Genomic DNA, 22,450 nt, shown 5'->3' on the forward strand with positions numbered 1-22,450 from the left:
GGCGACTTCCATGGCTGACACCGTGACCGCTGCCCGCGGCCCGGCCGACGGGCGGCGCCGGGCCCAGCGCAGGAAGCGCCGCCTCGCGGTCGTCTTCGTCCTGCCGGCCCTGATGCTGCTCGGCGCGCTGGTCGTCTACCCGGTCCTCTTCTCCTTCGGCCGCAGCCTCTTCGACGCCGACGGCGACCGTTTCGTAGGGGCCGCCAACTACGCGGCGATCGTGGGGGACCAGGCCACGCTCAAGGCGATCCGCAACAGCGCCCTCTGGGTCGTCGTCGCCCCGACCCTACTGACCGGACTCGGGCTGATGCTCGCCGTGGTCACCGAGAAGGTGCGCTGGGCGACCGCGTTCAAGCTCGTGCTCTTCCTGCCGATGGCCGTGTCGTTCCTCGCCGCCGGCATCATCTTCCGGCTCGCCTACGACCAGGACCCGTCCCGGGGCGTGCTCAACGCCGCCGTGGTCGCCGTCCACGACGGCTTCGCGGACACCGCCGCCTATCCCACGGCCCGGGCCCGGGAGGGCCACGGCCTGACCGGCGGGGCGGGCGGCCCCTACCGCACCGAGGGGACCGTACGTCCCGGCCACGCGGTAGGGCTCGGCTTCATCGGGGTGGCTCCCGACGCGATGCCGGCCGAGGCCGAGGCCGCGGCCCCCGCGACGGCCGAGCCCGACACCATCGGGGGCGTCGTCTACCTCGACTTCGCCCCCGGCGGCGCCGGTACCCCGGGCCGTATCGACCCGGGCGAGAACGGGCTGCCCGGCATGACGGTCGAGGCCGTACGGGACGGCCGGGTGGCCGCCACCGCCGTCACGGCCGAGGACGGGTCGTTCCGCCTCACCGGGCTGGCCGACGGCCCGTACACGATCAGACTGCCCGCGGCCAACTTCGCCGCACCGTACCAGGGGGTGAACTGGCTCGGTCCGGCACTGGTCACGCCGGCCATCATCGGCGCCTACCTGTGGGTGTGGACCGGCTTCGCGATGGTCCTGATCGGCGCCGGCCTCGCGGCCATCCCGCGAGACGCCCTGGAGGCCGCGCGGATGGACGGTGCCTCGGAGGGCCAGATCTTCCGCAAGATCACCGTGCCGCTGCTCGCTCCGGTGCTCACCGTCGTCTTCGTGACCCTGGTGATCAACGTGATGAAGGTCTTCGACCTCGTCTACATCATCGCGCCCGGACCGGTCCAGGAAGAGGCCAACGTACTGGCCACCCGCATGTGGCTGGTGTCCTTCGGCGGCGGCAACGACCAAGGGCTCGGGAGCGCGCTCAGCGTGGTGCTCCTCCTGCTCGTCGTCCCGGCGATGGTCTTCAACATCCGGCGCTTCCGAAGGAGTGGAGCATGAGCAGCGGCCACGGCACGATCGAGCGTCGACGGCCTCGGCGGACGGCGGACGTCCACCCGGTCCCCGGCCCGTCGGCGAAGGGGCCCGGCCCCGGGCGCCGGCGCGGAAAGCGGCTGTCGCGCCTGCTGAGCAGTTCCCTCGTGCAGGGTGCGCTGATCCTGGTGGCCCTGGTGTGGATCACCCCGCTGGCGGGCCTGCTCATCTCCTCGCTGCGCTCCGAGGGCGACAACGCCTCCGGCGGCTGGTGGACCGCGCTGGGCGACCCGTCCCAGCTGTCCCTGGACAACTACGGCGCCTTGCTGAAGGACTCCGGCATCGCGGAGGCGTTCGGGAACACCGTCCTGATCTCCGTGCCGGCCACCATCCTGGTGGTGGCCATCGCGGCACTCGCCGGATACGCCTTCGCGTGGCTGGAGTTCCCCGGCCGGGACGCCATCTTCCTGGTGGTCGTGGGCCTGCTGGTGGTGCCCGTTCAGATCGGGCTGCTGCCCGTGGCCAAACTCTTCGGTGCGGTGGGGCTGTTCGGTACGGTCGCGGGGGTCGTCCTGTTCCACGTCGCCTACGGGCTACCGTTCGCGATCTTCCTGCTGCGCAACTACTTCGCCGAGATACCGCGCGAAATGCTGGAAGCCGCCCGGATGGACGGCGGCAGCGAGTGGCGGATCTTCTCGCGGCTGGTGCTGCCGCTCGGCCGCCCGGCCATCGCGAGCCTGGCCATCTTCCAGTTCCTCTGGGTCTGGAACGACATGCTCGTGGCGCTGCTCTTCGCGGACAGCGGGTCCCAGCCGCTCACGGTCGCGCTGCAGTCCCAGATGCGGCAGTTCGGAAGCAACATCGGCGTCCTCGCGCCCGGGGCGTTCCTGTCCCTGGTGGTCCCGCTGATCGTCTTCTTCGCCTTCCAGCGGCACTTCGTCCAAGGGGTGATGGCGGGCTCGGTGAAGTAGCCGCCGCCCCTTGCCACGGGAGCGGGCCCTGCGGCCGGTCGGGAGACCGTGTCCCCTGGGCCCGCCGCCGCGGTGTCGTAGCTCCGCGACCTCGACACCCGCGACCCCGCGCAGTGGCCGTCCGGGCCGCTGAAGCCCTACCGCTTCGTCTACTCGACGTTGGCGACCTCGGCCGAGTTCTCGTCCTCGGGTACCAGCGACACCACCGTGGCCGCCAGGATCATCACCGCCGCGCGCGGCGCACTGCTTCGATGTGCCGGCCGATGTCTCCTCGATGGCCAGGCTGGTCCGCCCCCACAGCAACCCGGTGGCCGCTCAGAGCAGATTGCGGTGGCCCTCCGGCTCGTCAGGACCGTCGTCGGCAGCTACGCGGACGGTGCGATGGGCGTGATGCCTCTGACGCCCCCATCGCGCCCGCTCGCCCACACCCTCGACGAGGACCAGCCGACCCGCCTCAACGGGCACCTCCAGCGCCTGGGGGACGGATCGCCTCTGGAGCTCGCGATGGAGCGGGCCACCGAAGGCCGGCGTGCCTTCCGGCGCGCCGGCGAGTATCTGGCTTCGTTCACGAGCACCGCGGTGGTGAACTGGCTTCGGCGGCACCCGACTTCCCGGTGGCCGGTACGGACGTGCACCCGCGGGGCCTACGATCGCCGCCTTGGTGCCGGCCGCGGCCGGAGGCGCTACGCACCGGTTCCGCTTCAATGACCCGTGGCTTTCCCTGGCCGGCGACGCGGCCGGCGAGGACTGCCTGTCCGGCTGGACGCCGACGACCTGGCGTGGACGCCGGCGAGCGCCCTTCGCCGTGCGGAAGCCGCGATGAACGTGATCAATACCCCTAGATCGGCAGGCCGAGCAGGCCCCACCCCCGCCGCTCTGCCTCGTCGACCACCTCGGCCCAGCCTGTCACCAGCGCGGCGAACTCCTCGAAGCCGGCGACCCACTGCCCCGGCTCGCGCCCCGCGAGCTCCGCGTACGGGACCCGCAGAGCCTCCAGGCCCGGGGCGGCCTCGTGCCACCTTCGCCGCAGACGTGCCACCGTCGCCGGACTGCGCACGATCAGCGGCCCGGACCTCCACAGATCCTCCGGCGAGGCGAACACCCCGGGGTCGACCTGTTCCGCATCGACGTCGGCCCGCGGCCCCCACCAGATCAACCCCTCCAGGAACTCGTCCAGCGCCGTCCGCACCCCGCCTCCGGCGGCGCCCCGGACCTTCTCCCAGCCCTCCGCAGCCCAGAAGTGCGGCTTGTACGAGCCGAGCGTGCCCGGGAATTCGTACCGCCCCAGCCAGGCCCGCTCCGACCCGGCGGCCGGCCACACCCACCCGTCGACGACGTCACCGCCTCCGTCGGGGTCGTCGTCCGCGTACGCCGACTCCTGCACCACCCGCAGCCGGTCCTCCGGAGCCAGAGCCATCACATGCGCCCAGTCGGCGACCAGGACCGTTATGTCCACACCCATGGGGCGATGCTAGCCACCGGCCCCGGCGCACCGGGATCGGATCGCCTCGGCCGGTGGCCGAATCTCGCGCTTGCGTGGCCACTTAGGTCTACCTAACCTATGGCTCGCTCCGCTGGAGCATCTCGGCACGACTTCGGGACCCGTCCCCAACCGAAGGAGCCTCCCCCCGTGAGCACACGTCTCCACCATGCCCAGCCTTACGCGGTCGGCCTGTTCCGCATCGTCATCGGGCTGCTGTTCGCCTCCCACGGCGCCGCTTCGCTCTTCGGCGTCCTCGGCGGCGCGCACGGCGGCGGCACCGTCGCCACCGGCGCCTGGCCGGGGTGGTACGCCGCCGCGATCCAGCTCGTGGCCGGCGTGCTGGTCCTGCTGGGCCTCGGCACCCGCTCGGCCGCCTTCGTCGCCTCCGGTTCGATGGCGTACGCCTACTTCACCGTGCACCAGCCCGGCGCGCTCTGGCCGCTGCAGAACGGCGGCGAGGCCTCCGCGATGTTCTGCTGGGCCTTCCTCCTGCTGGTCTTCACGGGTCCCGGCGCCCTCGCCGTGGACGGGCTGTTCGCCTCCCGCCCGGCGACGTCCCCCGGACGCCGCGACGAAGCCCGCACGGACACCGTGACCGCCTGAGGAATCGTTCCTCCCACCCGCTCCGGCGCCCGGGCCCCGCGGTCCCGGGCGCCGAGCTTGGCGAACAGCCGCGACACGTGCGATGTGGCCGTGGCAGCCGAGATGAACAGCTCCTGCCTGTCTCTGCGTTCGAGCGGCCCCGCCCCACCAGGGTGCGGACCTCCCGCTCGCGCTCGGTGATACCGGCGACGGCCCGCGGGACCGGCTCCGCCGCCGGGGTCCCCGGCCGCCGGACGAAGTCCGCGATCAGCCGGCGCGTCACGCCCGGCGCGATCAGGGCGTCTCCGGCGGCGACGACCCTGATCGCCGCGAGGACTCCAGGGCCATGTCCTTCACGGCGAAGCCGCTCGCGCCGGCGCGCAGCGCCCCGTACACATGGTCGGCCTCCGCCCCCTGCCGCGAAGGCCGACGTCGGCTTCGGCCCGGGGCCGTCGGCGCCCCGTACGCCCTGCTCAGCGCTGTCGGGGTCCGACGTACGCGCGTCGGCGCTCTCGGCACGCTCCGTGCTCTTGGTGCTCTTCGCGTTCCTGGGTGGGGTGTCCATGCCCGCGACGGTAACCAGCACCCCCGGGTGGGGGCGCCCCCGTCCTTGCCACCGACGGCCCGATGCCCGAGGGCCGGGTCTCCCGGCAGGGTGGGCCCGGTGACCGAGGTCAAGGAACTCAGCAGGATGCACGGCGGCCGGCCCGCCGTCGACCGGCTGTCCCTCACGGCAGGGCCGGGGACGGTCACGGCGGTCCTCGGCCCCGCCGGGTCCGGCAAGACCAGCGTGCTGCGCCTGATCCTGGGGCTGGACTCCCCCACCGCGGGCACGCTCACCGTGTGCGGGGTCCCGCCGCGCGGCCGCCCGCAGAGCCCGCACCCGATCGGGACGCTGCCCGAGCCCGGCGCCCTGCCCCGCCGGCGCACCGGGCCGGGCGGGCGCTGGCCCGCGGGCACGGCATCGGGTCCGGCCGGGTGGCCGAAGTCCTGGCGGAGACGGGCCTGTCCCGTGAGCCGCGGCGGCGCGTGGCGACGTACTCCCCCGCCATGCGGCAGCGGCTGCGCATCGCCGCCGCGCTGCTCGGGGATCCGCCCGTGCTGCTGCTCGACGAGCCGTTCGCCGGTCTGGACGCCGAGGGGGTGCGGTCGGCCCGCGGGCTCCCGCGCACGCTGGCCGCGGAGAGCCGTACGGTCGCCATCACCGGCGAGCGCGCCGCGGAGGCGGCGGACACGGCCGACCGGATCGTCGCCTCGGGCGGGGCCGGGTGGTCGGCGCGCAGAGCGCGGACGAGTTCGCCGCGCGGGGCGCCGCGACGCACCGCGCCGAACTGGCCGCCGTACTGGCGGCAGCGGCGCCACGGTCGTCCGGGCCCGCCTGTCGGGGGCCGGACGGATCGCCGTGACCGGCATGACGGCGGAACGCGTCGGCGCGCTCGCCACCGAGCACGGCATCGTGGTGCTCGAACTCGACACCCGCAGAGCCTCCTTGGAGGAGGTGCTGGCGAGCTCGCCGCAGGCGGCCGGGAGATAGCCTGAGCGCATGGACGAACTGGGCGGGGTGGAGATCGTCGGTTTCGCGGACGCCGAGGCGTTCGAGGGCTGGCTCGCCGAGAACCACACGCGGCACGAGGGCGTATGGATCAAGGTGGCCAAGAAGAAGTCCGGCATCCCGTCCGTCACCGATGACGAGCTGGTCGACATCGGCCTGTGCTACGGCTGGATCTCCGGCCAGCGGCGCGCCCTCGACGCGCTCCACTACCTGCAGCGCTACGTGCCGCGCCGCCCCAAGAGCCTGTGGTCCCGGGTGAACGTGGACAAGGTGGCGGCGCTGACGGCCGCGGGGCGGATGCGCGAACCCGGGCTCGCCGAGGTGCGCAGGGCGCAGGCGGACGGGCGGTGGGCGAGCGCCTACGCGTCGCAGAGCACGGCGGCGGTGCCGCCCGATCTCGCGGCGGCCCTCGACGCGGATCCCGAAGCCCGGAAGGCGTTCGAGGCGCTCGACAGGACAGGGCGCTACCAGCTGATCCTGCCGCTGCTCCAGGCCCTCACCCCGGAGAGCCGGAAGACCCGGCTCGGCAAGGCCCTGCGTACCCTGACCGCGGGCTAGGGCCCTCCGGGGGGGCGGGAAAGGCGTCAGGCCCGGCCTCCTCGGGGGAGGCCGGGCCTGACGGAGAGCGGAGCCGCAGGTCAGGACTCCTGGCCGCGGGCCTTCTCGGCCCGCTCCGCGTTCTTCTCCTTGATCCGGACCGCTTCCTTGCGGACCTCGGCCTGGGTGGCGCGTTCCTTCTGCAGCCACTCGGGAGATTCCTGCTTCAGCGCTTCGATCTGCTCGGTGGTGAGGGGCTCGGTGACTCCTCCGCGGGCGAGGCCGGCGATGGACACGCCGAGCTTGGCCGCGACCACCGGCCGGGGGTGCGGACCGTTGCGGCGCAGCTCCTGCAGCCACTCGGGCGGATCGGCCTGGAGCGCACTCAATTCACTGCGCGAGACGACACCCTCCTGGAACTCTGCGGGGGTGGCCTCGAGGTACACGCCCAGCTTCTTCGCCGCGGTCGCGGGCTTCATCGTCTGGGTGTTCTGGTGCGACGTCATGGTGTCAAGAGTATCGAGCGTGTGCGCTACCTCCGACCACGCCGGGTAACCTGGCGGGGTGACAGGCTCGGAAGTACCCCATTCGTTCCGGCTCGCTTATGTCCCGGGGGTGACACCCGGCAAGTGGGTGCGGATCTGGAACGAGCGGCTGCCGGACGTCCCGCTGACCCTTGTCGCGGTGTCCCCCGGCGAGGCGTTCGGTGTACTGCGGGAGGGCGGCGCCGACGCGGGATTCGTCCGCCTGCCGGTGGACCGTACGGACCTCAGCGCGATCCCGCTGTACACCGAGACCACGGTGGTGGTCGTCCCCAAGGACCACCTGGTGGCAGCGGGCGAAGAGGTGTCCACCGAGGACCTGGCCGACGAGATCGTGCTGCATCCCCTCGACGACACCCTCGTCTGGGAGCGGCTGCCGGGGCGGCCCGCGATCGAGCGACCCGCGACGACGGCGGACGCGATCGAGCTGGTGGCGGCCGGGATCGGCGTCCTGATCGTCCCGCAATCGCTGGCCCGTCTGCACCACCGCAAGGACCTCACCTACCGGCCGGTCTCGGACGCGCCCGAGTCGCGCGTCGCGCTGTCGTGGCCGCAGGAGGAGACCACCGATCTGGTGGAGGAGTTCATCGGGATCGTCCGCGGCCGGACGGTGAACAGCACGCGCGGCCGCCCCCCGACGCCGCCGCAGCCGAAGGCGAAGCGCAAGCGCCCCGAGACGGGCTCCGGCTCGGGTTCGGGTGCCCAGCGGAAGACCGCGTCCGGCAAGGCCACGGGCAAGAACCCGCGGGGTGGATCCGGCGGCGCCAAGGCGGCCAAGGGCAGCGGCAAGGGCGGCAAGCCCCGCCGACGACCGTAGGACCGGCGCGGGCACGGACGGAGCGGCGCGGGCACGGACGGAGCGGCGCGGGCCGTCGTGCGGCTCGATCCGAACCACAGCGCCGTTGCCCCGACGGCCAGGCTTCGGGGATCCGGATCGCCTCGCGGTGTATGCAGGTGGGATGGATCTCCGGCCGGCACGCCTCCCTCACCACCGAGCCCTGCGGGTCAGCCACGCACAGCTGGCGGTCCCGTTCACGCTGATCGCCCTCGTGACGCTGGTCGACGTCCTCGCTCCGCCGGACGTTCACCTCGGGCCGTTCCTGGTCGCCGCACCAGCGGTGACGGCCTCGTTCGCCGGGCCCTGGATGACGGGCTTCGTGGGCCTGGTCGCCGTGCTGGCCCAGGTGGTCGTCGCGACGGTGCGCACCAGCCTGACCGACCTGAACCACACCTTCCAGGTCATCGCGCTCGTCATGATCTCGGGGTTCGTGGCCTTCTTCGCCTACCTGCGCGAGGTGCACGAGAAGGAGCTGGTCCAGCTGCGCTCGGTGGCGGAGACCGCCCAGCAGGTGGTCCTGCGGCCGCTGCGCGAACGGATGGGGCCGCTGAGCGTCGCCTCGGTGTACCTCGCCGCGGCGGCCGAGGCCCGGATCGGCGGCGACCTGTACGCGGCCGCCCGTACGGCCGCGGGGACGCGGCTGATCATCGGTGACGTCCGCGGCAAGGGCCTGGACGCGGTCGGGGACGCCGCGCTCGTACTCGGCGCCTTCCGGGCCGCCGCGCACCAGGAGGCCGAGCTGCCAGGCCTGGTGAACTACCTGGAGGCGGCGGTCTCCCCGGATCTGGACGGCTCGGAGGACGACGGCGGCAGCGGAGTCCCGGGTGAGGACGGCGAGAGCTTCGTGACGGCGGCCGTCCTGGACGTTCCCGACGTGGAACCGGTGCTGCACCTGGTCAGCTGCGGCCATCCGCCGCCGCTCCTCCTGCCCCGCACCGGCGGGGTCGTACGCCTGGAGGTGTCCCAGCCCGGGCCGCCCCTCGGGCTCGCCGGTCTCGTGGCCGCGCCCGTCACGGCGCAGACCTTCGCGTTCGCGGCCGGTGACGTCCTGCTCCTCTACACGGACGGCGTTCTGGAGGCACGTGACCGGGAGGGCGCCTTCTACCCGCTCGCGGAGCGCGTGGCCGCCTGCTCCGGCATGCACCCGCGGGCCCTGCTCGACCACCTGTGCCGGGACCTGCTCGCCCACGCGCCGGGCAGCACCCTGGGCGACGACGCCGCGATGGTGGCGATCGAACGACCCCTGTAGGGGGATCGGGGTTTGCCAGAATCGGATCATGCTGACCATCGGAACGATCGTCATGGGCGCCTCGGACGTGCGGCGCGCCACGGAATTCTGGAGCCGGGCCCTGGGCTACGTCCCGCGCGACGGCGAGGTCGACGAGGACTGGACGGTCCTGGTCCCCGCGGACGGCGGCGGGCCGGGCCTTGCGCTGGGCCGCAGCGTCACGCCCGTACAGGAACGCCCGCGCGTCCACCTCGACCTGTACGCGGCCGACGCAGACGAGCAGGCGGCGGAGGTGGCCCGCCTGGTGGCGCTGGGTGCCCGGCGCGTCGACTGGGACTCCTATCCCGAGGACCCCGATTTCATCGTGCTGGCCGATCCCGAGGGCAACCGCTTCTGCGTGATCGACGCTACCCACGGAAGCCCGAGCGGCACTGCGGACAGCGCGAGTTGAGGGACAGTCAGAGGTGGCCAGGCATGATCGAATTCGAGCTAGAGTATGCCTTTCCAGCCAACAACTTTTCCCTGGGGGACCCTTGCGCCTCAAGAGCAGCCTCGTCGCGACCGCCGCGGCCCTGGCCACCGTCGTGATTCCGCTCATCGCCAGCCCCGCGGCCGCGGCGTCCGGCACCGAGGCAACGGTCTCGACCAACTCGTACTACGGGCGGATGGTCATCGGCTGGCGGATCAACCCCTACCGCCTCGACCCGATCCAGATCGTCGCCCAGGACCGTGCGACCGACGGCTACGTCGTCGGCATCCGCCTCGTCACCAACGGCGCGAGCGGCCACAAGGTCTGGAGCATGCGGACCGTGCCCAGCGGCCAGACCACCGCCTCGTGGACCACCTACCTGGAGGCGGGCTGGATCGACAACGCCTACTTCGAGGTCTGCCAGATCGGCGCCAGCAGCGGTGTGATCGCGCGCTGCGAGTCCTCGAGCGTGATGAACAACCCGTTCGACGACTCCTCCGTCTAGGACGCACGACGAGGGGGTGTCAGCCGCATGCGGGTGACACCCCCTCGTCGCAACGCCGCTTCCTCAGCCCCCGCTTACCCCTGCCTTAAGCGGAACCTAAGACTCATGAGGGGCGGGCCGAAACGAACGAATGTCCGTTTCGGTGTCGCTAGCGTGCTGCCGCATACCCCAACTCCCCAGTAACACAGAGGCAGGCACGCGATGGGCAGCACAGTCGGGCACCGGCGCAGGACGAGCCGCAAGGCGAAGATCACGGGAGCGATCGTGGCGGCGGCCGTGATCGGAGGCGCGGCCTTCGCCTTCACCGGGACCGCCCAGGCGGCCTCCGTGGGCGCCGTGTACACGAAGTCCAGCTCGTGGAGCGGCGGTTACACCGGCCAGTACGTCATCACCAACCACACCGGCCAGGCGCAGTCGGACTGGACGCTGCAGTTCGACCTGCCGGCGGGCACGAAGATCGACTCCCTGTGGAACGGCACCCACACCGTCTCCGGTCGGCGGGTCACCGTGAAGCCCGCGAGCTGGAACCGGGAGCTCGCCGCCGGGGCCTCCGTCACCGTCGGCTTCGTCACCAGCGGCTCCGGCTCCCCCGGCGATCCGACCGGGTGCCTGATCAACGGGGTGAAGTGCTCCGTGGACCAGGGCGCGACGGCCCAGCCCAGCGGGCGGCCCACCGCCCGTCCCACCGTCACCGCGACCGCGCCCGCGACGCCCACCGCGCCCGCCACCTCCGCCGCGCCGACGAAGACCGCGTCGCCCTCCCCCACACCGACCCCCACCGCCCCCGTCCCCGCGCCGGGCGGCAGCGGCGCGCGCTTCGCCCCGTACGTGGACACCTCCCTGTACCCCGCCTACGACCTGGTCGACACCGCGGCCAAGACCGGCGTGCAGGAGTTCCACCTCGCCTTCATCACCTCCGGCGGCGGTTGCGCGCCCCTGTGGGGCGGTGTCACGGACCTCGCGAGCGACAAGGTCGCCGCGCAGATCGGTGCACTGCGCGCGAAGGGCGGCGACGTACGGGTGTCGTTCGGCGGCGCCGCCGGCCACGAACTGGCCCTGAACTGCGCGACCGTGGACGAGCTGGCGGCCGCGTACGGGAAGGTCGTCGACCAGTACCGGCTCACCAAGGTGGACTTTGACATCGAGGGCGCGGCCCTGCCGGACACCGCGGCCAACGCGCGCCGTGCCCAGGCCATCGCCCGGTTGCAGAAGTCCCACCCCGGCCTGGACGTCGCCTTCACCCTCCCCGTGATGCCCGAGGGGCTGACCCAGCCGGGTGTGGCGCTGCTGGCCGACGCCAAGAAGAACGGCGTGCGGGTGGACGCGGTCAACATCATGGCGATGGACTACGGGCCGGCGTACAGCGGGGACATGGGGCAGTACGCGATTCAGGCCGCGACGGCCACCCAGGCCCAGCTCAAGGGCGTGCTCGGGCTCTCCGACGCGGCGGCGTGGAAGGCGGTGGCCGTCACGCCGATGATCGGCGTGAACGACGTCGCCAGCGAGGTGTTCACCGTCGCGGACGCGACGCAGCTGGTGGAGTTCGCGGCGTCGAAGGGGATCGGCCGGCTGGCCATGTGGTCCTCGACACGTGACAAGCAGTGCGCGGCCGGTGCCGTCAACTACGCCGATGCCACGTGCAGTTCGATCCTCCAGCAGCCGCTGGCCTTCACCAGGGCGTTCGCCGCGCTGAAGTAGCCGCGCCGAACGGCTCACGGGCCCGCCGCACGAGACGAGCGGCGGGCCCGTCCGGTGTCACGCGAGGATGCCCGCGCGGGTGGCGAGGTCGAGCGCCACTTCCGGCCGCGGCTCGGGGCGGCCTTCGGTGTGGCCCGGTGCCAGCAGGGCCGCCACGGCGTCCGCGTCGGCCTTGCGCTCCCGCGCCAGCGCCTCGAACCGGGCGACGGCCTCGGCCAGGCTCCGCGCGCGGTCGTACGGGGCGTCGTACGAGGCCACGGCGAGGTCGAGGAACGCCTTCTGCGAGCCGACCCAGGGGGCGGCCCCCTCCAGCCCGTCCTCCCTCATCTCGTCGGGGTAGGGGATCCGGTGCCAGGCTCCGCCCTCCCACCAGTAGACGAAGCCGAAGAGGTTCCCCTCGGCGTCGTCCCGCAGGAGCTCCCAGGGCAGCCATGCGGGGCCGCCCGCCAGGAAGTCGATCTGCTCGCCGGCCGCATGGGTGTGGCTGCCGTCGGGGTCCTGGCCGCAGAACACGGCGCGTTCCCCGTCGAACAGTGTCAGGCGCCACCAGCCGCCCGCGCCGGTGGAATGGCACCACAGGCCGTCGTCGTCGAGGGAGAACTCGGTGCTGGTCGAGCATGCGGCGTCGACCATGGCCATGGTCACCGCCCTCGCCCACAACAGCTGGGGATGGTCGAGGTCTTCGGGTCGGCTCGGCGTGTGCATGGTGTGGTCTCCTCCCTGTGCCGGACACAGCCTCGCATGCCGCGGCCACGGCCCCGAGTGCGGGCACGGCCCGGGCGCCCCTCGGTCCAGCGGTCCTCGTGCGTCGGCGGCCATGCCGATGGTCGGGCGGCCCCGCGTGCTGGGACGCAGATACGGCGCGTCCGGACCACTTCCGGCCATTCCCCTCCCCGCACTTCCCTCCAGTGCCTCCAGCACGACTGCCCCGTCCCGCGGTCCGGGAGCGCCGAGAACGGCGGTGGCCTCGGCCGGGCACCGTTCAGGAGCTGACGTCGTCCCCGACGGTCCGGCCCCACGCGGCCGGCAGGGCCGTGGAGGCAGTCGGCACCCGGCGGCGCACGCACAGGCCGCCTGACCGACTCCCCACCAGGATGTCTTGCTTGCAAAAATATTTTGGTGTGCGGCGGCTTCGCGGAAGATTCCGCTGGGGCGCCCCTAGTGACACCGAGCGGATCCCGCCACCACCCTCGCGTCCCCAACTCCACTGCCCACAGCCGGGGTTACCGTCCGCCCATGTCTTCGAACACACGGACCCCCGCCGCCGTTCCGCGCAGTCGCCGCGCCCTGCTGCGCACCGCCGTGGCGGGCACGGCGGCCGCCGGGGCGGGCCTGACCCTCGGCTCGGCCTTTCCGGCCTCCGCCGCCCCGCGGGACGCGGAGAGCGCCGGGCGCGTCACCACGCCCGCGCAGGCGCTGCGCAGACTGGCGGCCGGCAACCAGCGCTGGCGCACGGAGCGCCAGGAGCACCCGCACGAGTCCGCGTACCTGCGGCGCCGGCTCGTCGAGGGGCAGCAGCCGTTCGCGGTCGTGCTGGGCTGCGTGGATTCGCGGGTGCCGCCCGAGCTGGTGTTCGATCAGGGTTTGGGTGACCTGCTGACCGTACGGTCGGCGGGCGAGGTGCTCGACGAGGCGGTGCTGGGGAGCATCGCGTACGGGGTTCTGGAACTGCGCGTACCGCTGGTGCTCGTCCTGGCCCACCAGTCGTGCGGAGCGGTGGCAGCGGCGGTCCACGCCGATGAGACGGGCGATCCGCTCCCCGCCCACATCCGGTACCTGGCCGATCAGATACGGCCGTCCATAGATCACGGACAGCACGGTGACGCCCGCGTCGACGCGACGATCAACGCACACGTGCGGGAGGTCCGTCGCCGGCTGGCGGCCGAGCCCGACCTCGCCGGGAAAGTCGCGGCGGGCGAGCTGGCCGTGGTCGCCGCCCGCTACGAGCTGCGCGACCAGCAGGTGCGCACCCTGTCGTGACGGCGGGGGTGGGACGGCTCATCCCGGCGCTGTCCGCGACCGGGATGAGCCGGGGTTCACGACCCTCAGGCGTTGACGCAGACGTTGCCGGCGGCCGGGTTGAGCGCACCGATCAGGTTGATGCTGTTCCCGCACACGTTGATCGGGATGTGGATCGGGATCTGGACCACGTTGCCCGAGAGGACGCCGGGCGAGCCGATTGCGACACCCTCCGCGTGGGCGTCCGCCGACGCCGAGGACGCACCGCCGATGACCGCCAGGCCCAGCACCAGGGCAAGGCCTGCACTCTTCAGAACACGCGACACGTGACATCTCCTTGTTACCGCACAGCGGTGCCGGAGCACCGCGCGGCCCCGAGGGGGACCGCCCCCTTTCATTCGGCAGCTGACCGCCGCGCGACCTGGTTCAGGAGCCCGGTTCCCTCGAAGGGGTACCCTCGCGGCCCCCGTTTGGGGGCATCGGAGGCCGGCGGCCGCGGGGCCGTTCGACGGAGCCCTGTTCGAGAGGGGCGGCGCAACGTGCTTCCGGGTTCGGGTACCGCCCCTTCCCCGAGACTCACCGGGCCCGGCCGGATGATGTGAGGCCACCGCCCCGATGCCGGCGATGGCGGGCATCGGCGGCACCGTTCCCGCGTGCTGGAAACGGTCGTCGGGGCACCTCCCAGCCCGGCACCGCAGGCGGGGGTCAGCAGGGCGAGGGACACCGCTGCGGCCACCGCGCCGTAGGCACGCGTGGCGCATCCGTATCCGCATCCGCGTGGGCAGCCGCTGCCGGTCACGCGGTCCGGTGGAGGTCCGCGCGGTGGACCGGGTGCGCGAACGGCAGTCCGGCGGCGTGGCGGGCGATCTCCTCGATGGCGGAATCCGCCATCCTGCGGAGTTCGTTGCCGAGGGAGCCCGCGATGTGCGGGGTGAGCAGCACGTTCGGCAGGTCGTACAGCGGGGAATCGGCCGGCAGGACCTCCGGCTCGGTGACGTCGATGACCCCGTGGAGCCGGCCGGAGGCCAACTCGTCGGTGAGCGCCGGCCCGTCGACCAGGGAGCCGCGGGCCGTGTTGATGAGCGTGGCGCCGTCGCGCATCAGCGCCAGCCGACGACGGTCGATCATCGACCGTGTCTCCGGCAGGGCGGGCGCGTGCAGGCTGACCACGTCGGAGATCCGGCAGAGTTCGTCGAGCCCGACGCGGCGGGCACCGAGATCGCTCGCCTGACGATCGCTCAGATGGGGGTCGTGGAGGAGGAGGTGGAGGTCGTACGGACGCAGGAGCTCGATCACCCGGCGGCCGATCCGGGAGGCGCCGACGATGCCGACCGTCCGGCGGTAGTTGCCCACGTCGCCGTAGCGCAGGTACCAGTCGTGGGGGGTGCCGCGCACGCGGCGGTAGTCCTCCCGCAGTTGGAGCACGCGTTTGTTGGACAGGAGGACCATGGCGACGGTGTACTCGGCCACTGGGCGGGAGTTGGCCAGGGCGGCGCAGGAGACGACGACGCCACGGTCCCAGCAGGCATCGGTGACCAGCTGTTTGACGGAGCCGGCCGCGTGCACGACGGCTTCGAGGCGCGGCGCGGCCGCCAGCGCCCGGGCGTCGACGGCGGGCGCGCCCCAGAAGGTGAGCAGGACCTCCGCCTCCGCCAGTGCCCGCACGGCCTCGGGTTTTCCGAAGTCGTCGGCGACGAGGTCCGGGTCGACGTCGGCCACTTCGGCGAGCCGTCGGGCGGTGGCGTCGTCCAGCAGGCGGGACCGGAACTCGGGGGCCATCGCGAGCAGGGTCCGTGGGCGGCGAACGGGCATCGGGGACTCCTTGCGGCTGGGTGAGGCCGCGCCGACTCTAGGAATCCGGATTCCGAGCGTCAAGATCTGTGCAGCGGGGCAGGATGTCGCCCGTGACGGGCCCGGATCCGAGGCACGAGGAGGAACCGCCATGTCGTCCACCCCTTCCGGCGAACCACACGGCACGGCCGCCCTGTTGGTCAATCCGCGCGGCCAGTACCTGCTCCACCTGCGCGACGCGAACAAGCCCCACATCTGCGACCCGGGGACGTGGAGCATCCCGGGCGGCGGCCGCGAAGGGGACGAGACCTCGCGGGAGGCCATCGCTCGGGAGCTGAGGGAGGAGACCGGCCTGACGGTCCCGCTGGAACCGTTCACGGTCGTCGACAGTCACGGACCCGGCGCCGCCGAAGGCAGGATCCAGGTCTACCTCGGCGCCTGGGACGGCGATGCCGACGCCCTGCCGCTCAGCGAGGGGATCATGCTGCGCTGGTTCGACGCCCGTACGACCGCGCACCTGACGATGTGCCCGTGGACGCGGCAGGTCATCGACCAGCACCGGGCGCTGGTGGCAGCGACGGAACCGGCCCCGCGCCCGCCCGCGTCGGCCGCGGCCCCCGTCGGTCGCCCGGGCGGCGGAGCCCTCCTCAACGTCGTCGGGGCCCACCTGTACCTGGAGCGCGACGGCCGGATCCTGCTCGGACTGCGTCACCCCGACTCGGCGTTCGGCGCCTCGCACCACCACTTCCTCGCCGGCCACTGCGAGCAGGAGTCCGCGGTCGCCTGCCTGATCCGCGAGGCGCGGGAGGAAGCCGGCCTGGTGCTGCGGGCCGAGGACATCGAGCTCACGCACGTCGTGCACCTGGTCGACCCCCCGGGCTCGCGGCCACGCCTGCAGCTGGTCTTCCGCGCACGCCGGTGGGAGGGGACGGTGGAGGTACGCGAGCCCGAGAAGTGCGTCAGCTGGGACTGGTGGCCTGCCGACGCGCTGCCGGAGCCGATCGTGTCGTACGCGCGGGCGGCGGTCGAGGGCATCCGGGCGGGACGCCTCTACACCGAGATGGGCTGGCTGTGACCACCGGCGACCACCCCGGAGCGGTGGGCCGGTACACCCTCCCGGTGGACGTGCACCTGATCCTGCGCCGCGACGGCGAGCGGGGGCCCGAGGTCCTGCTGTCCCGGCGGGCCGGCCCGGTCTACGCGGCCGGGATGTGGCACCTGCCCTCCGGGCACCTCGACGGCCCGCACGAGGACGTGGTCCAGGCCGTGGTCCGCGAGGCCCGGGAGGAGACGGGCGTCCTCATCGCCCTCGGGGACGTGGCCTCGGCGGTGACCGTCCATCACCGCGGCCCCCTCGGGCACGCCCGCCTCGGGCTGTTCTTCGAGGTCAGGCGCTGGACGGGCACACCGGGGGTGCGGGAGCCGGAGGTGTGCGACGCGATGGGCTGGCACCGGCTCGACGCCCTGCCGGAGCCGATCATCGCGTACTGCCGGGCCGGACTCGACGCGTACGCGGCGGGGCGGCCGGCGGCCGTCCACTTCCAGCAGCTGGGGGACCCGATCCCCTACCGCCCCGACGGCCCACGGCGCACCCGGCTGCTGGACGGGGCGGCGCCCGAACGCCCCTGACCCCTCGTCACCGCAGCGCACCCCGCTCCTCCTGCGCGTGCGCGACACCGGCCTCCCCAGCGGAACCTCCCCTTGTTTCCGCGGCGGGCCACGGGGAGCGGGAGCGGGGGCCGCGGCGAAAACCGCTTCGGGCGCGACGGCGGCGCCCCCTACTGTGACCTGGTGACGACTCAGGTGATCATGTTGAACGGCGGGTCCAGCTCGGGCAAGTCAGGGATCCTCCGGTGTCTGCAGGCGGTCCTGCCCGAGCCGTGGCTCGCCGCCGCGGTCGACTCGCTGGTCGAGGCGGTGCCCGCCTCGCTGCGGGCGTCGGACGCGGGGATCGAGTTCGCCGCGGACGGCGGCGTGCAGATCGGATCGGAGTTCCGGCGGCTGGAGGCGGCGTGGATGGCGGGAGTCGCCGCGACGGCCCGCGCGGGCGCCCCCGTCATCGTCGACGACGTCTTCCTCGGCGGAGCCGCCTCCCAGGAACGGTGGCGCCAGGCCCTCGACGGCCTGGACGTGCTGTGGGTCGGCGTCCGGTGCGAGAGCACGGTCGCCGCGGCCCGCGAGATCGCCCGCGGGGACCGGCCCCCGGGGATGGCCGCCTCGCAGGCCGAGCTGGTCCACCACGGTGTGGCGTACGACCTGGAGGTGGACACCACGCGCACGGAGTCCCTGGACTGCGCCCGGACCATCGCCGCCCGAGTCACCTGACCGGCACCCCGCTCGCGTACCCCCGTGCCCGCCACCATGGCCTCCGGCGACCAGACGATCGTGTTCCGCAGCGAGCCTGGGGCGGGGGCCGGCGTCAGGTGTCCTTCTTGGCCAGGAACCCGCGCAGCCGGGTGAGCGGCCAGGTGTTGATCACGTCGTCCGCGGTCAGCCAGCCGCGCTGCGCGGTCGCCACCCCGTAGCGCATGTACGGCAGATGCGTGGTGGCGTGCGCGTCGGAGTTCACGGCGAACTTCACGCCGTACCGCTTCGCGCGCAGGATGTCCTCGTCGCAGAGGTCGAGCCGTTCGGGGTGCGCGTTGACCTCCAGGGCGGTGCCCGCCCTGGCGCACGCCTCGAAGACCGCGTCGAAGTCGGCGTCTATGCCGGGGCGTTTCCCGATCCGGCGGGTCGTGGGGTGGCCGATGACGGCGACGTGCGGGTTCTCGCAGGCGCGGATGAGGCGGCGGGTGAGTTCGCTCCTGCTCTGGTTGAAGTGGGAGTGCACGGAGGCCACGCAGATGTCGAACCCCGCCAGGAACTCGTCGGGCCAGTCCAGTGCGCCGTCCGGGCCGATGTTGAGCTCCGTGCCGTGCAGCAGCCGCATCCTGCGGTGCGCGCGGTCCAGTTCCCGTACGCGCTCGCGCTGGGCGAGCATCTTCTCGCTGGTCATCCGCTGCATGGAGAGGTTCGGGGCGTGGTCGGTCACCGCGTAGTACGCGTATCCGCGGGCGGCAGCGGCGGCGACCATGTCCTCCAGCGGGGCCAGGCCGTCGGTGAGGTCGGTGTGGGTGTGCAGGTCGCCGCGGATGTCCTTCTCCGTAAGCAGGTCCGGGAGTTCGCCGCGCAGCCCGGCCGCGATCTCGCCGCGGTCCTCGCGCAGGGTCGGGGGGATCCAGGGCAGTCCCAGCCTGGCGTAGACCGCCTCCTCGGTCGCGGAGGTGAGGTTCTCGCCGCTCTCGGCGTCGAAGAGTCCGTACTCGGAGAGCTTGAGGCCCTGACGCACGGCGATCTCGCGGGTGCGGATGTTGTGCGCCTTGGATCCGGTGAAGTACTGGAGGCCCGCGCCCCAGGAGTCGGGGGGCAGGACGCGCAGGTCGACCTGGAGGCCGGTGACGGTGCGGACGGAGGTCTTCTTCTGCCCGTGCGCGATGACCTCGGCGGTCTGCGGGAGGGCGGTGAGGGCCTCCATGAACGGAGCCGCCCGCCGTGCCGCCACCAGGATGTCGACGTCGCCGATGGTCTCCCTCATGCGGCGCAGGGACCCCGCGTACGTGCACCGGACGCAGCCGGGGACCTCCGAGAGTGCGGCGACCAGCTGCTCGGCGACGTCCATGGCGGCGCTGACGAGGATCCGGCCCTCGCCGGCCTTCTGCAGTACGGAGATGCCGTGCAGGATGTTGTCCTCGGTCCGCTCGCCGAAGCCCTTCAGGTCGCGCAGCCGTTCCTGGCCGATGGCCTCGACCAGCTGGTCCACGGAGCTGATGCCCAGCTCCTCGTAGAGCACCATGGCCTTGCGGGGCCCGAGCCCCGGGATCGCGACCAGCTCGCGCACTCCGGCCGGTACGTCGGCGCGGGCTTCGTCGACCACGGTCATGCGGCCGGTCCGCAGGTACTCGATGATCTTGTCGGCGACCGATCTGCCGACGTGGGGGATCTCGCGCAGGCCCTTGGCGTCGAGCGTGGACACGTCCTCGGGGTGGCCCCCGACGGCCCGGGCGGCCTTCTCGTAGGCGCGCGCCTTGAAGGCCTCCCCGCCCCGGATCGCGATGAGGTCCGCGTATTCCTGGAGCAGAGCCTCGACCTGGTCGTTGGCTCGGGCCATGCCTCCAGGGTGCCCCGCGGGCCGCGCCCGGGCACGTCGGGCGCGGCCCGCCGACGTGCCCGACGTGCCCGGGGTCAGAGCATGACGTGCTTGGCCTGGGTGTAGTCCAGGAGACCGGACAGGGAGAGGTCGCTGCCGTAGCCGGAGTGCTTGACACCGCCGTGGGGCATCTCGGAGACGGTGGTGCCGTGGGTGTTCACCCAGACGATGCCGGTGTGGAGGGCGCGGGTGGCGCGCATCGCCCGGTCGTGGTCGGTGGTCCACACGCTCGCGGCCAGGCCGAAGCGGACGGCGTTGGCCAGGTGCAGGGCTTCGGTCTCGTCGGCGAAGGGCTGGACGGTCACCACCGGGCCGAAGGTCTCCTCCTGCACGATCTCGTCGTCCTGGCGGACGCCGGCGACCACGGTGGCCTCGTGGAAGAAGCCGGGGCGGGGTGGCCGGCCGCCGCCGGTGACGATCTCGGCGTGGGCCGGCAGCCGGTCCAGCAGGGCCTGCACCGAGGCGAGTTGGGCCGCGTTGTTGAGGGGCCCGAAGTCGACTCCGGTACGGAGTCCGGCCGCTTCGGCGGCGAAGGCCGCGAGGAAGGAGTCGTGGATGCGGCGGTGGACGAGGAGCCGGGTGGGCGCGGTGCAGTCCTGGCCGGCGTTGTAGTAGGCGACCGCGGCGAGGGCGGCGGCGGTGGCCGCCACGTCCACGTCCTCGTGGACCAGGACGGGCGCGTTGCCGCCCAGCTCCAGGTGGACCCGTTTGAGGTCGGCGGCCGCGGCCGCCGCGATCTCCCGGCCGGCCCGGACGCTGCCGGTGACGGCGATCAGGGCGACCTCCGGGTGGGCGGTCAGGGCCCGGCCGGTGTCGCGGTCACCGCAGACCACGTTGAGCACCCCGGGCGGAAGATGGTCGGCGGCGAGCCGGGCCAGGAGCACGGCGGAGGAGGGGGTGGTGTCGGCGGGCTTGAGCACGGTGGTGTTCCCCGCGGCGATCGCCGGGGCGATCTTCCACGCGGCCATCATCAGGGGGTAGTTCCAGGGGGTGATCTGCGCGCAGACGCCGAGCGGTTCCCGGCGCAGGAGGGAGGTGCGGCCCTGCGTGTACTCGGCCGCGGCGGCGCCCGGGAGGTTCCGTGCGGCGCCGGCGAAGTAGCGGACGGCGTCCGCGATCGCGGGCAGTTCCTCGGTGCGGAACTGCTCCGGGGGTTTGCCGGTGTCCGCGGTCTCGGCGGCGGTGAGGGCGTCCGCGTGCGCCTCAATGGCGTCGGCGATGCCGAGCAGGGCGCGCTGGCGGGTGGCGGGGGTGATGGTGGACCAGTGCGCGTACGCCGTGGCCGCCGCGGCGCAGGCCGCGTCCGTGTCGGCGGGGCCGGAGCGCGGGGCGTGGCCGTGCACCCGGCCGGTGGCGGGGTCGGTCAGGGCCGTGGTCGCGCCCGAGGCGGCGGGGCGGTCCGCTCCCCCGATGTGGTTGGTCAGGAGGTCAGCCACGGCGCAGCGCCTCCTCGGCGGCGGCGCGTCCGGTGCGGACGGCGCCTTCCATGTAGCCGGCCACCCACTGGTCGGATCCGCAGACGTAGAAGGGTGGTTCGTGGGTGCCGTGCCGGGGGCCGACGGCCATGACGTCGCCGGGGGTCCACTGGGTGACGTACCCCTGGGTCCAGGGGTCGGTGCCCCACAGGCGCAGGTACGAGGCGAGCGGCCGGTGGGCCTCGTCGCCGTAGAGGCGGGCGATGTCGGCGAGCAGTTCGGTGGTGCGCAGTGGGGCGGGCGTGCCGAGGAGGACGCCGTAGCGTTCGGGCGGGACGAGGGCGGACAGGATGCCTTCGCTCTGCGGCCAGGTGCTGCCGAGGACCCCCTCGCATTCGGAGAGGCCGCTGAGGCCTCGTTCGCGCCAGAAGGGGCGCGCGTACGCGGCGGTGAACTTGGCGGCGAGGGCGTGGCGTTGGCGGTGCAGGGAGGCGAGGCGTTCGTCGGACACGCCGGTGACGGCGACCGAGCGCAGCGGGCCGACGGGGAGGGCGCTGACGACGGCGCCCGCGGTGAGGGTCTCGCCGCCGGCCAGGCGTACGGAGCAGGGGCCGGACGCGCGGACGGCGACGGCCTCGACGGGTGAGTTCGTACGGATCCGTCCGGCGAGCCCCTCGGCCATGCGCAGGGCCACGGTCGCCGATCCCTCGGCGACCCGCAGGCCCTCCCAGGCCTCGTACTCGTAGTGGCCGCAGCCGGGTACGGCGGCGTGCTTGCGGAGGGCGGCGAGCAGGGAGCTCCGTTCGCAGGAGCCGTCGGCGAGGGCGAGTTGGCCGATCTCCCAGAGGCGTACGACGGACGGGCCGGCGTCCTGGGCGCGCAGCCAGTCGCCGACGGACAGCCGGTCGAGGGCGGTGGCCTCGGGGTGCGCCCAGGGGTCGTTCGGGTCGACGGTCGCGGCGAGCGCGGTGAAGGCGGCGGTGACCTTGGCGTGGCAGGTGTCGTCGCCGGGGCCGAACCAGTGCGGCGGGTCGGCGGCGGAGACCCCTTCGGGGGTGGCGCGGACGAGGGCGCCCGGTTCGGCTACGTAGCTGGGTACGAGGGTGAGGCCCAGTTCCGCGACGAGCGTGGTGTAGGCGGTGTGGGCCCGGCCCGCCACCTCCCCGCCGAGCTGGACCAGCCGGCCGTCGGGGAGGGTGGTCTGTTCGACGCGTCCGCCGACCCGGTCGCGGGCTTCGACGACGAGGACGTCGGCCCCGCCCGCGGCCAGGTCCCGGGCGGCGGCGAGACCGGCCAGTCCTGCGCCCAGCACGATGACGTCGTGGTTCATGGAGGTGCTTCCTTCGATCGGTACCGGCCAGTGGTACGGGGGCGGG

At 73.2% G+C, this 22,450-nt stretch carries 22 protein-coding genes and 2 pseudogenes; 15 read left to right on the forward strand and 9 right to left on the reverse strand.

Going from position 1 to position 22,450, the window contains the following annotated elements:
- Positions 1-10: 10 nt before the first annotated feature.
- Positions 11-1,345: an ABC transporter permease subunit gene (locus ACZ6JT_RS02050; protein WP_469206206.1), complete on the forward strand. Its 1,335-nt coding sequence runs from the start codon at positions 11-13 to the stop codon at positions 1,343-1,345.
- On the forward strand, positions 1,342-2,289 hold the full coding sequence (locus ACZ6JT_RS02055) for a carbohydrate ABC transporter permease (RefSeq protein WP_469206208.1): 948 nt from the start codon (positions 1,342-1,344) through the stop codon (positions 2,287-2,289). Before ACZ6JT_RS02050 ends, ACZ6JT_RS02055 begins: the two co-directional genes overlap by 4 nt.
- Positions 2,290-3,127: 838 nt before the next feature.
- Here ACZ6JT_RS02055 and ACZ6JT_RS02060 read toward each other — a convergent pair.
- Positions 3,128-3,751: a hypothetical protein gene (locus tag ACZ6JT_RS02060; protein WP_469206210.1), complete on the reverse strand. Its 624-nt coding sequence runs from the start codon at positions 3,749-3,751 to the stop codon at positions 3,128-3,130.
- A gap of 168 nt (positions 3,752-3,919) precedes the next feature.
- Here ACZ6JT_RS02060 and ACZ6JT_RS02065 point away from each other — a divergent pair, with 168 nt between their 5' ends.
- Positions 3,920-4,375, forward strand: coding sequence for a DoxX family protein (locus ACZ6JT_RS02065; RefSeq protein ID WP_469206212.1), 456 nt, complete (start codon positions 3,920-3,922; stop codon positions 4,373-4,375).
- A gap of 38 nt (positions 4,376-4,413) precedes the next feature.
- Here the strand turns inward: ACZ6JT_RS02065 and ACZ6JT_RS02070 are convergent.
- Positions 4,414-4,756 (reverse strand): annotated as a pseudogene (locus tag ACZ6JT_RS02070) (LuxR C-terminal-related transcriptional regulator); the annotation flags it as partial.
- Between the two features lie 289 nt (positions 4,757-5,045).
- Between ACZ6JT_RS02070 and ACZ6JT_RS02075 the strand changes: the two are divergent.
- The 3 genes and pseudogenes from ACZ6JT_RS02075 to ACZ6JT_RS02085 all read left to right on the forward strand — a co-directional run.
- Positions 5,046-5,246, forward strand: a pseudogene (locus ACZ6JT_RS02075) (ATP-binding cassette domain-containing protein); the annotation flags it as partial.
- Positions 5,247-5,756: 510 nt separating this feature from the next.
- Positions 5,757-5,888 (forward strand): hypothetical protein, encoded by a 132-nt coding sequence (locus ACZ6JT_RS02080; RefSeq protein WP_469208255.1) that lies wholly within the window; start codon positions 5,757-5,759, stop codon positions 5,886-5,888.
- Between the two features lie 9 nt (positions 5,889-5,897).
- Complete coding sequence (locus tag ACZ6JT_RS02085) at positions 5,898-6,464, forward strand: YdeI/OmpD-associated family protein (protein WP_469206214.1); 567 nt, start codon at positions 5,898-5,900, stop codon at positions 6,462-6,464.
- An 80-nt stretch (positions 6,465-6,544) separates the two neighbouring features.
- On the opposite strand, the gene ACZ6JT_RS02090 is transcribed toward ACZ6JT_RS02085, so the two are convergent.
- Positions 6,545-6,949 (reverse strand): DUF5997 family protein, encoded by a 405-nt coding sequence (locus ACZ6JT_RS02090; protein WP_030713100.1) that lies wholly within the window; start codon positions 6,947-6,949, stop codon positions 6,545-6,547.
- Between the two features lie 58 nt (positions 6,950-7,007).
- Between ACZ6JT_RS02090 and ACZ6JT_RS02095 the strand changes: the two genes are divergently transcribed.
- The 5 genes from ACZ6JT_RS02095 to ACZ6JT_RS02115 all read left to right on the forward strand — a co-directional run bounded on the left by ACZ6JT_RS02095 (position 7,008) and on the right by ACZ6JT_RS02115 (position 11,723).
- Positions 7,008-7,802 (forward strand): LysR family substrate-binding domain-containing protein, encoded by a 795-nt coding sequence (locus tag ACZ6JT_RS02095; protein ID WP_469206215.1) that lies wholly within the window; start codon positions 7,008-7,010, stop codon positions 7,800-7,802.
- Positions 7,803-7,944: 142 nt separating this feature from the next.
- Positions 7,945-9,072, forward strand: a complete 1,128-nt coding sequence (locus ACZ6JT_RS02100) for a PP2C family protein-serine/threonine phosphatase (protein WP_469206217.1) — start codon at positions 7,945-7,947, stop codon at positions 9,070-9,072.
- A 28-nt stretch (positions 9,073-9,100) separates the two neighbouring features.
- Positions 9,101-9,502, forward strand: coding sequence for a VOC family protein (locus ACZ6JT_RS02105; protein ID WP_469206219.1), 402 nt, complete (start codon positions 9,101-9,103; stop codon positions 9,500-9,502).
- 82 nt (positions 9,503-9,584) lie between these two features.
- A complete protein-coding gene (locus tag ACZ6JT_RS02110) occupies positions 9,585-10,025 on the forward strand; it encodes a hypothetical protein (RefSeq protein WP_469206221.1) in 441 nt (146 codons plus the stop codon).
- 201 nt (positions 10,026-10,226) lie between these two features.
- On the forward strand, positions 10,227-11,723 hold the full coding sequence (locus ACZ6JT_RS02115; RefSeq protein ID WP_469206223.1) for a glycoside hydrolase family 18 protein: 1,497 nt from the start codon (positions 10,227-10,229) through the stop codon (positions 11,721-11,723).
- Positions 11,724-11,780: 57 nt separating this feature from the next.
- On the opposite strand, the gene ACZ6JT_RS02120 is transcribed toward ACZ6JT_RS02115, so the two are convergent.
- Positions 11,781-12,428, reverse strand: a complete 648-nt coding sequence (locus tag ACZ6JT_RS02120; RefSeq protein WP_469206225.1) for a hypothetical protein — start codon at positions 12,426-12,428, stop codon at positions 11,781-11,783.
- Between the two features lie 531 nt (positions 12,429-12,959).
- Between ACZ6JT_RS02120 and ACZ6JT_RS02125 the strand changes: the two genes are divergently transcribed.
- The gene (locus ACZ6JT_RS02125) at positions 12,960-13,703 is read left to right on the forward strand and encodes a carbonic anhydrase (protein ID WP_469206227.1); all 744 of its coding nucleotides are present in this window, start codon (positions 12,960-12,962) and stop codon (positions 13,701-13,703) included.
- A 65-nt stretch (positions 13,704-13,768) separates the two neighbouring features.
- On the opposite strand, the gene ACZ6JT_RS02130 is transcribed toward ACZ6JT_RS02125, so the two are convergent.
- Together ACZ6JT_RS02130 and ACZ6JT_RS02135 are read right to left on the reverse strand one after the other, a co-directional pair.
- Entirely contained in the window at positions 13,769-14,008 is a 240-nt protein-coding gene (locus ACZ6JT_RS02130; protein WP_469206229.1) for a chaplin, read from the reverse strand.
- Between the two features lie 469 nt (positions 14,009-14,477).
- Positions 14,478-15,494 (reverse strand): hydroxyacid dehydrogenase, encoded by a 1,017-nt coding sequence (locus ACZ6JT_RS02135; protein WP_469206231.1) that lies wholly within the window; start codon positions 15,492-15,494, stop codon positions 14,478-14,480.
- A gap of 130 nt (positions 15,495-15,624) precedes the next feature.
- Between ACZ6JT_RS02135 and ACZ6JT_RS02140 the strand changes: the two genes are divergently transcribed.
- The 3 genes from ACZ6JT_RS02140 to cpt all read left to right on the forward strand — a co-directional run bounded on the left by ACZ6JT_RS02140 (position 15,625) and on the right by cpt (position 17,798).
- The gene (locus ACZ6JT_RS02140) at positions 15,625-16,548 is read left to right on the forward strand and encodes an NUDIX hydrolase (protein WP_469206233.1); all 924 of its coding nucleotides are present in this window, start codon (positions 15,625-15,627) and stop codon (positions 16,546-16,548) included.
- Positions 16,545-17,102, forward strand: a complete 558-nt coding sequence (locus tag ACZ6JT_RS02145; RefSeq protein ID WP_469206235.1) for an NUDIX hydrolase — start codon at positions 16,545-16,547, stop codon at positions 17,100-17,102. The genes ACZ6JT_RS02140 and ACZ6JT_RS02145 overlap by 4 nt, the downstream gene beginning before the upstream one ends.
- Positions 17,103-17,264: 162 nt before the next feature.
- Positions 17,265-17,798 carry a chloramphenicol phosphotransferase CPT gene (cpt, locus tag ACZ6JT_RS02150; protein WP_469206237.1) on the forward strand — a complete coding sequence of 178 codons (534 nt, stop codon included), beginning with the start codon at positions 17,265-17,267 and terminating at the stop codon, positions 17,796-17,798.
- 94 nt (positions 17,799-17,892) lie between these two features.
- Here the strand turns inward: cpt and polX are convergent, their stop codons facing one another.
- The 3 genes from polX to ACZ6JT_RS02165 form a co-directional block, all read right to left on the reverse strand.
- Entirely contained in the window at positions 17,893-19,620 is a 1,728-nt protein-coding gene (polX, locus tag ACZ6JT_RS02155; RefSeq protein WP_469206239.1) for a DNA polymerase/3'-5' exonuclease PolX, read from the reverse strand.
- Positions 19,621-19,694: 74 nt separating this feature from the next.
- On the reverse strand, positions 19,695-21,095 hold the full coding sequence (locus tag ACZ6JT_RS02160) for an aldehyde dehydrogenase family protein (protein ID WP_469206241.1): 1,401 nt from the start codon (positions 21,093-21,095) through the stop codon (positions 19,695-19,697).
- Positions 21,088-22,404 carry a flavin monoamine oxidase family protein gene (locus tag ACZ6JT_RS02165; RefSeq protein WP_469206243.1) on the reverse strand — a complete coding sequence of 439 codons (1,317 nt, stop codon included), beginning with the start codon at positions 22,402-22,404 and terminating at the stop codon, positions 21,088-21,090. Before ACZ6JT_RS02165 ends, ACZ6JT_RS02160 begins: the two co-directional genes overlap by 8 nt.
- Between the last annotated feature and the right edge of the window lie 46 nt (positions 22,405-22,450).

Source organism: Streptomyces sp. NPDC046308 (assembly GCF_055588065.1).

Bases quoted from the DNA above. Each gene is read 5' to 3' on its own strand.
- ACZ6JT_RS02050 (WP_469206206.1), top strand. From the start codon at position 11: ATGGCTGACACCGTGACCGCTGCCCGCGGCCCGGCCGACGGGCGGCGC.
- ACZ6JT_RS02055 (WP_469206208.1), top strand. From the start codon at position 1,342: ATGAGCAGCGGCCACGGCACGATCGAGCGTCGACGGCCTCGGCGGACG.
- ACZ6JT_RS02060 (WP_469206210.1), bottom strand. From the start codon at position 3,751: ATGGGTGTGGACATAACGGTCCTGGTCGCCGACTGGGCGCATGTGATG.
- ACZ6JT_RS02085 (WP_469206214.1), top strand. From the start codon at position 5,898: ATGGACGAACTGGGCGGGGTGGAGATCGTCGGTTTCGCGGACGCCGAG.
- ACZ6JT_RS02090 (WP_030713100.1), bottom strand. From the start codon at position 6,949: ATGACGTCGCACCAGAACACCCAGACGATGAAGCCCGCGACCGCGGCG.
- ACZ6JT_RS02100 (WP_469206217.1), top strand. From the start codon at position 7,945: ATGGATCTCCGGCCGGCACGCCTCCCTCACCACCGAGCCCTGCGGGTC.
- ACZ6JT_RS02105 (WP_469206219.1), top strand. From the start codon at position 9,101: ATGCTGACCATCGGAACGATCGTCATGGGCGCCTCGGACGTGCGGCGC.
- ACZ6JT_RS02115 (WP_469206223.1), top strand. From the start codon at position 10,227: ATGGGCAGCACAGTCGGGCACCGGCGCAGGACGAGCCGCAAGGCGAAG.
- ACZ6JT_RS02120 (WP_469206225.1), bottom strand. From the start codon at position 12,428: ATGCACACGCCGAGCCGACCCGAAGACCTCGACCATCCCCAGCTGTTG.
- ACZ6JT_RS02125 (WP_469206227.1), top strand. From the start codon at position 12,960: ATGTCTTCGAACACACGGACCCCCGCCGCCGTTCCGCGCAGTCGCCGC.
- ACZ6JT_RS02135 (WP_469206231.1), bottom strand. From the start codon at position 15,494: ATGCCCGTTCGCCGCCCACGGACCCTGCTCGCGATGGCCCCCGAGTTC.
- ACZ6JT_RS02140 (WP_469206233.1), top strand. From the start codon at position 15,625: ATGTCGTCCACCCCTTCCGGCGAACCACACGGCACGGCCGCCCTGTTG.
- polX (WP_469206239.1), bottom strand. From the start codon at position 19,620: ATGGCCCGAGCCAACGACCAGGTCGAGGCTCTGCTCCAGGAATACGCG.
- ACZ6JT_RS02165 (WP_469206243.1), bottom strand. From the start codon at position 22,404: ATGAACCACGACGTCATCGTGCTGGGCGCAGGACTGGCCGGTCTCGCC.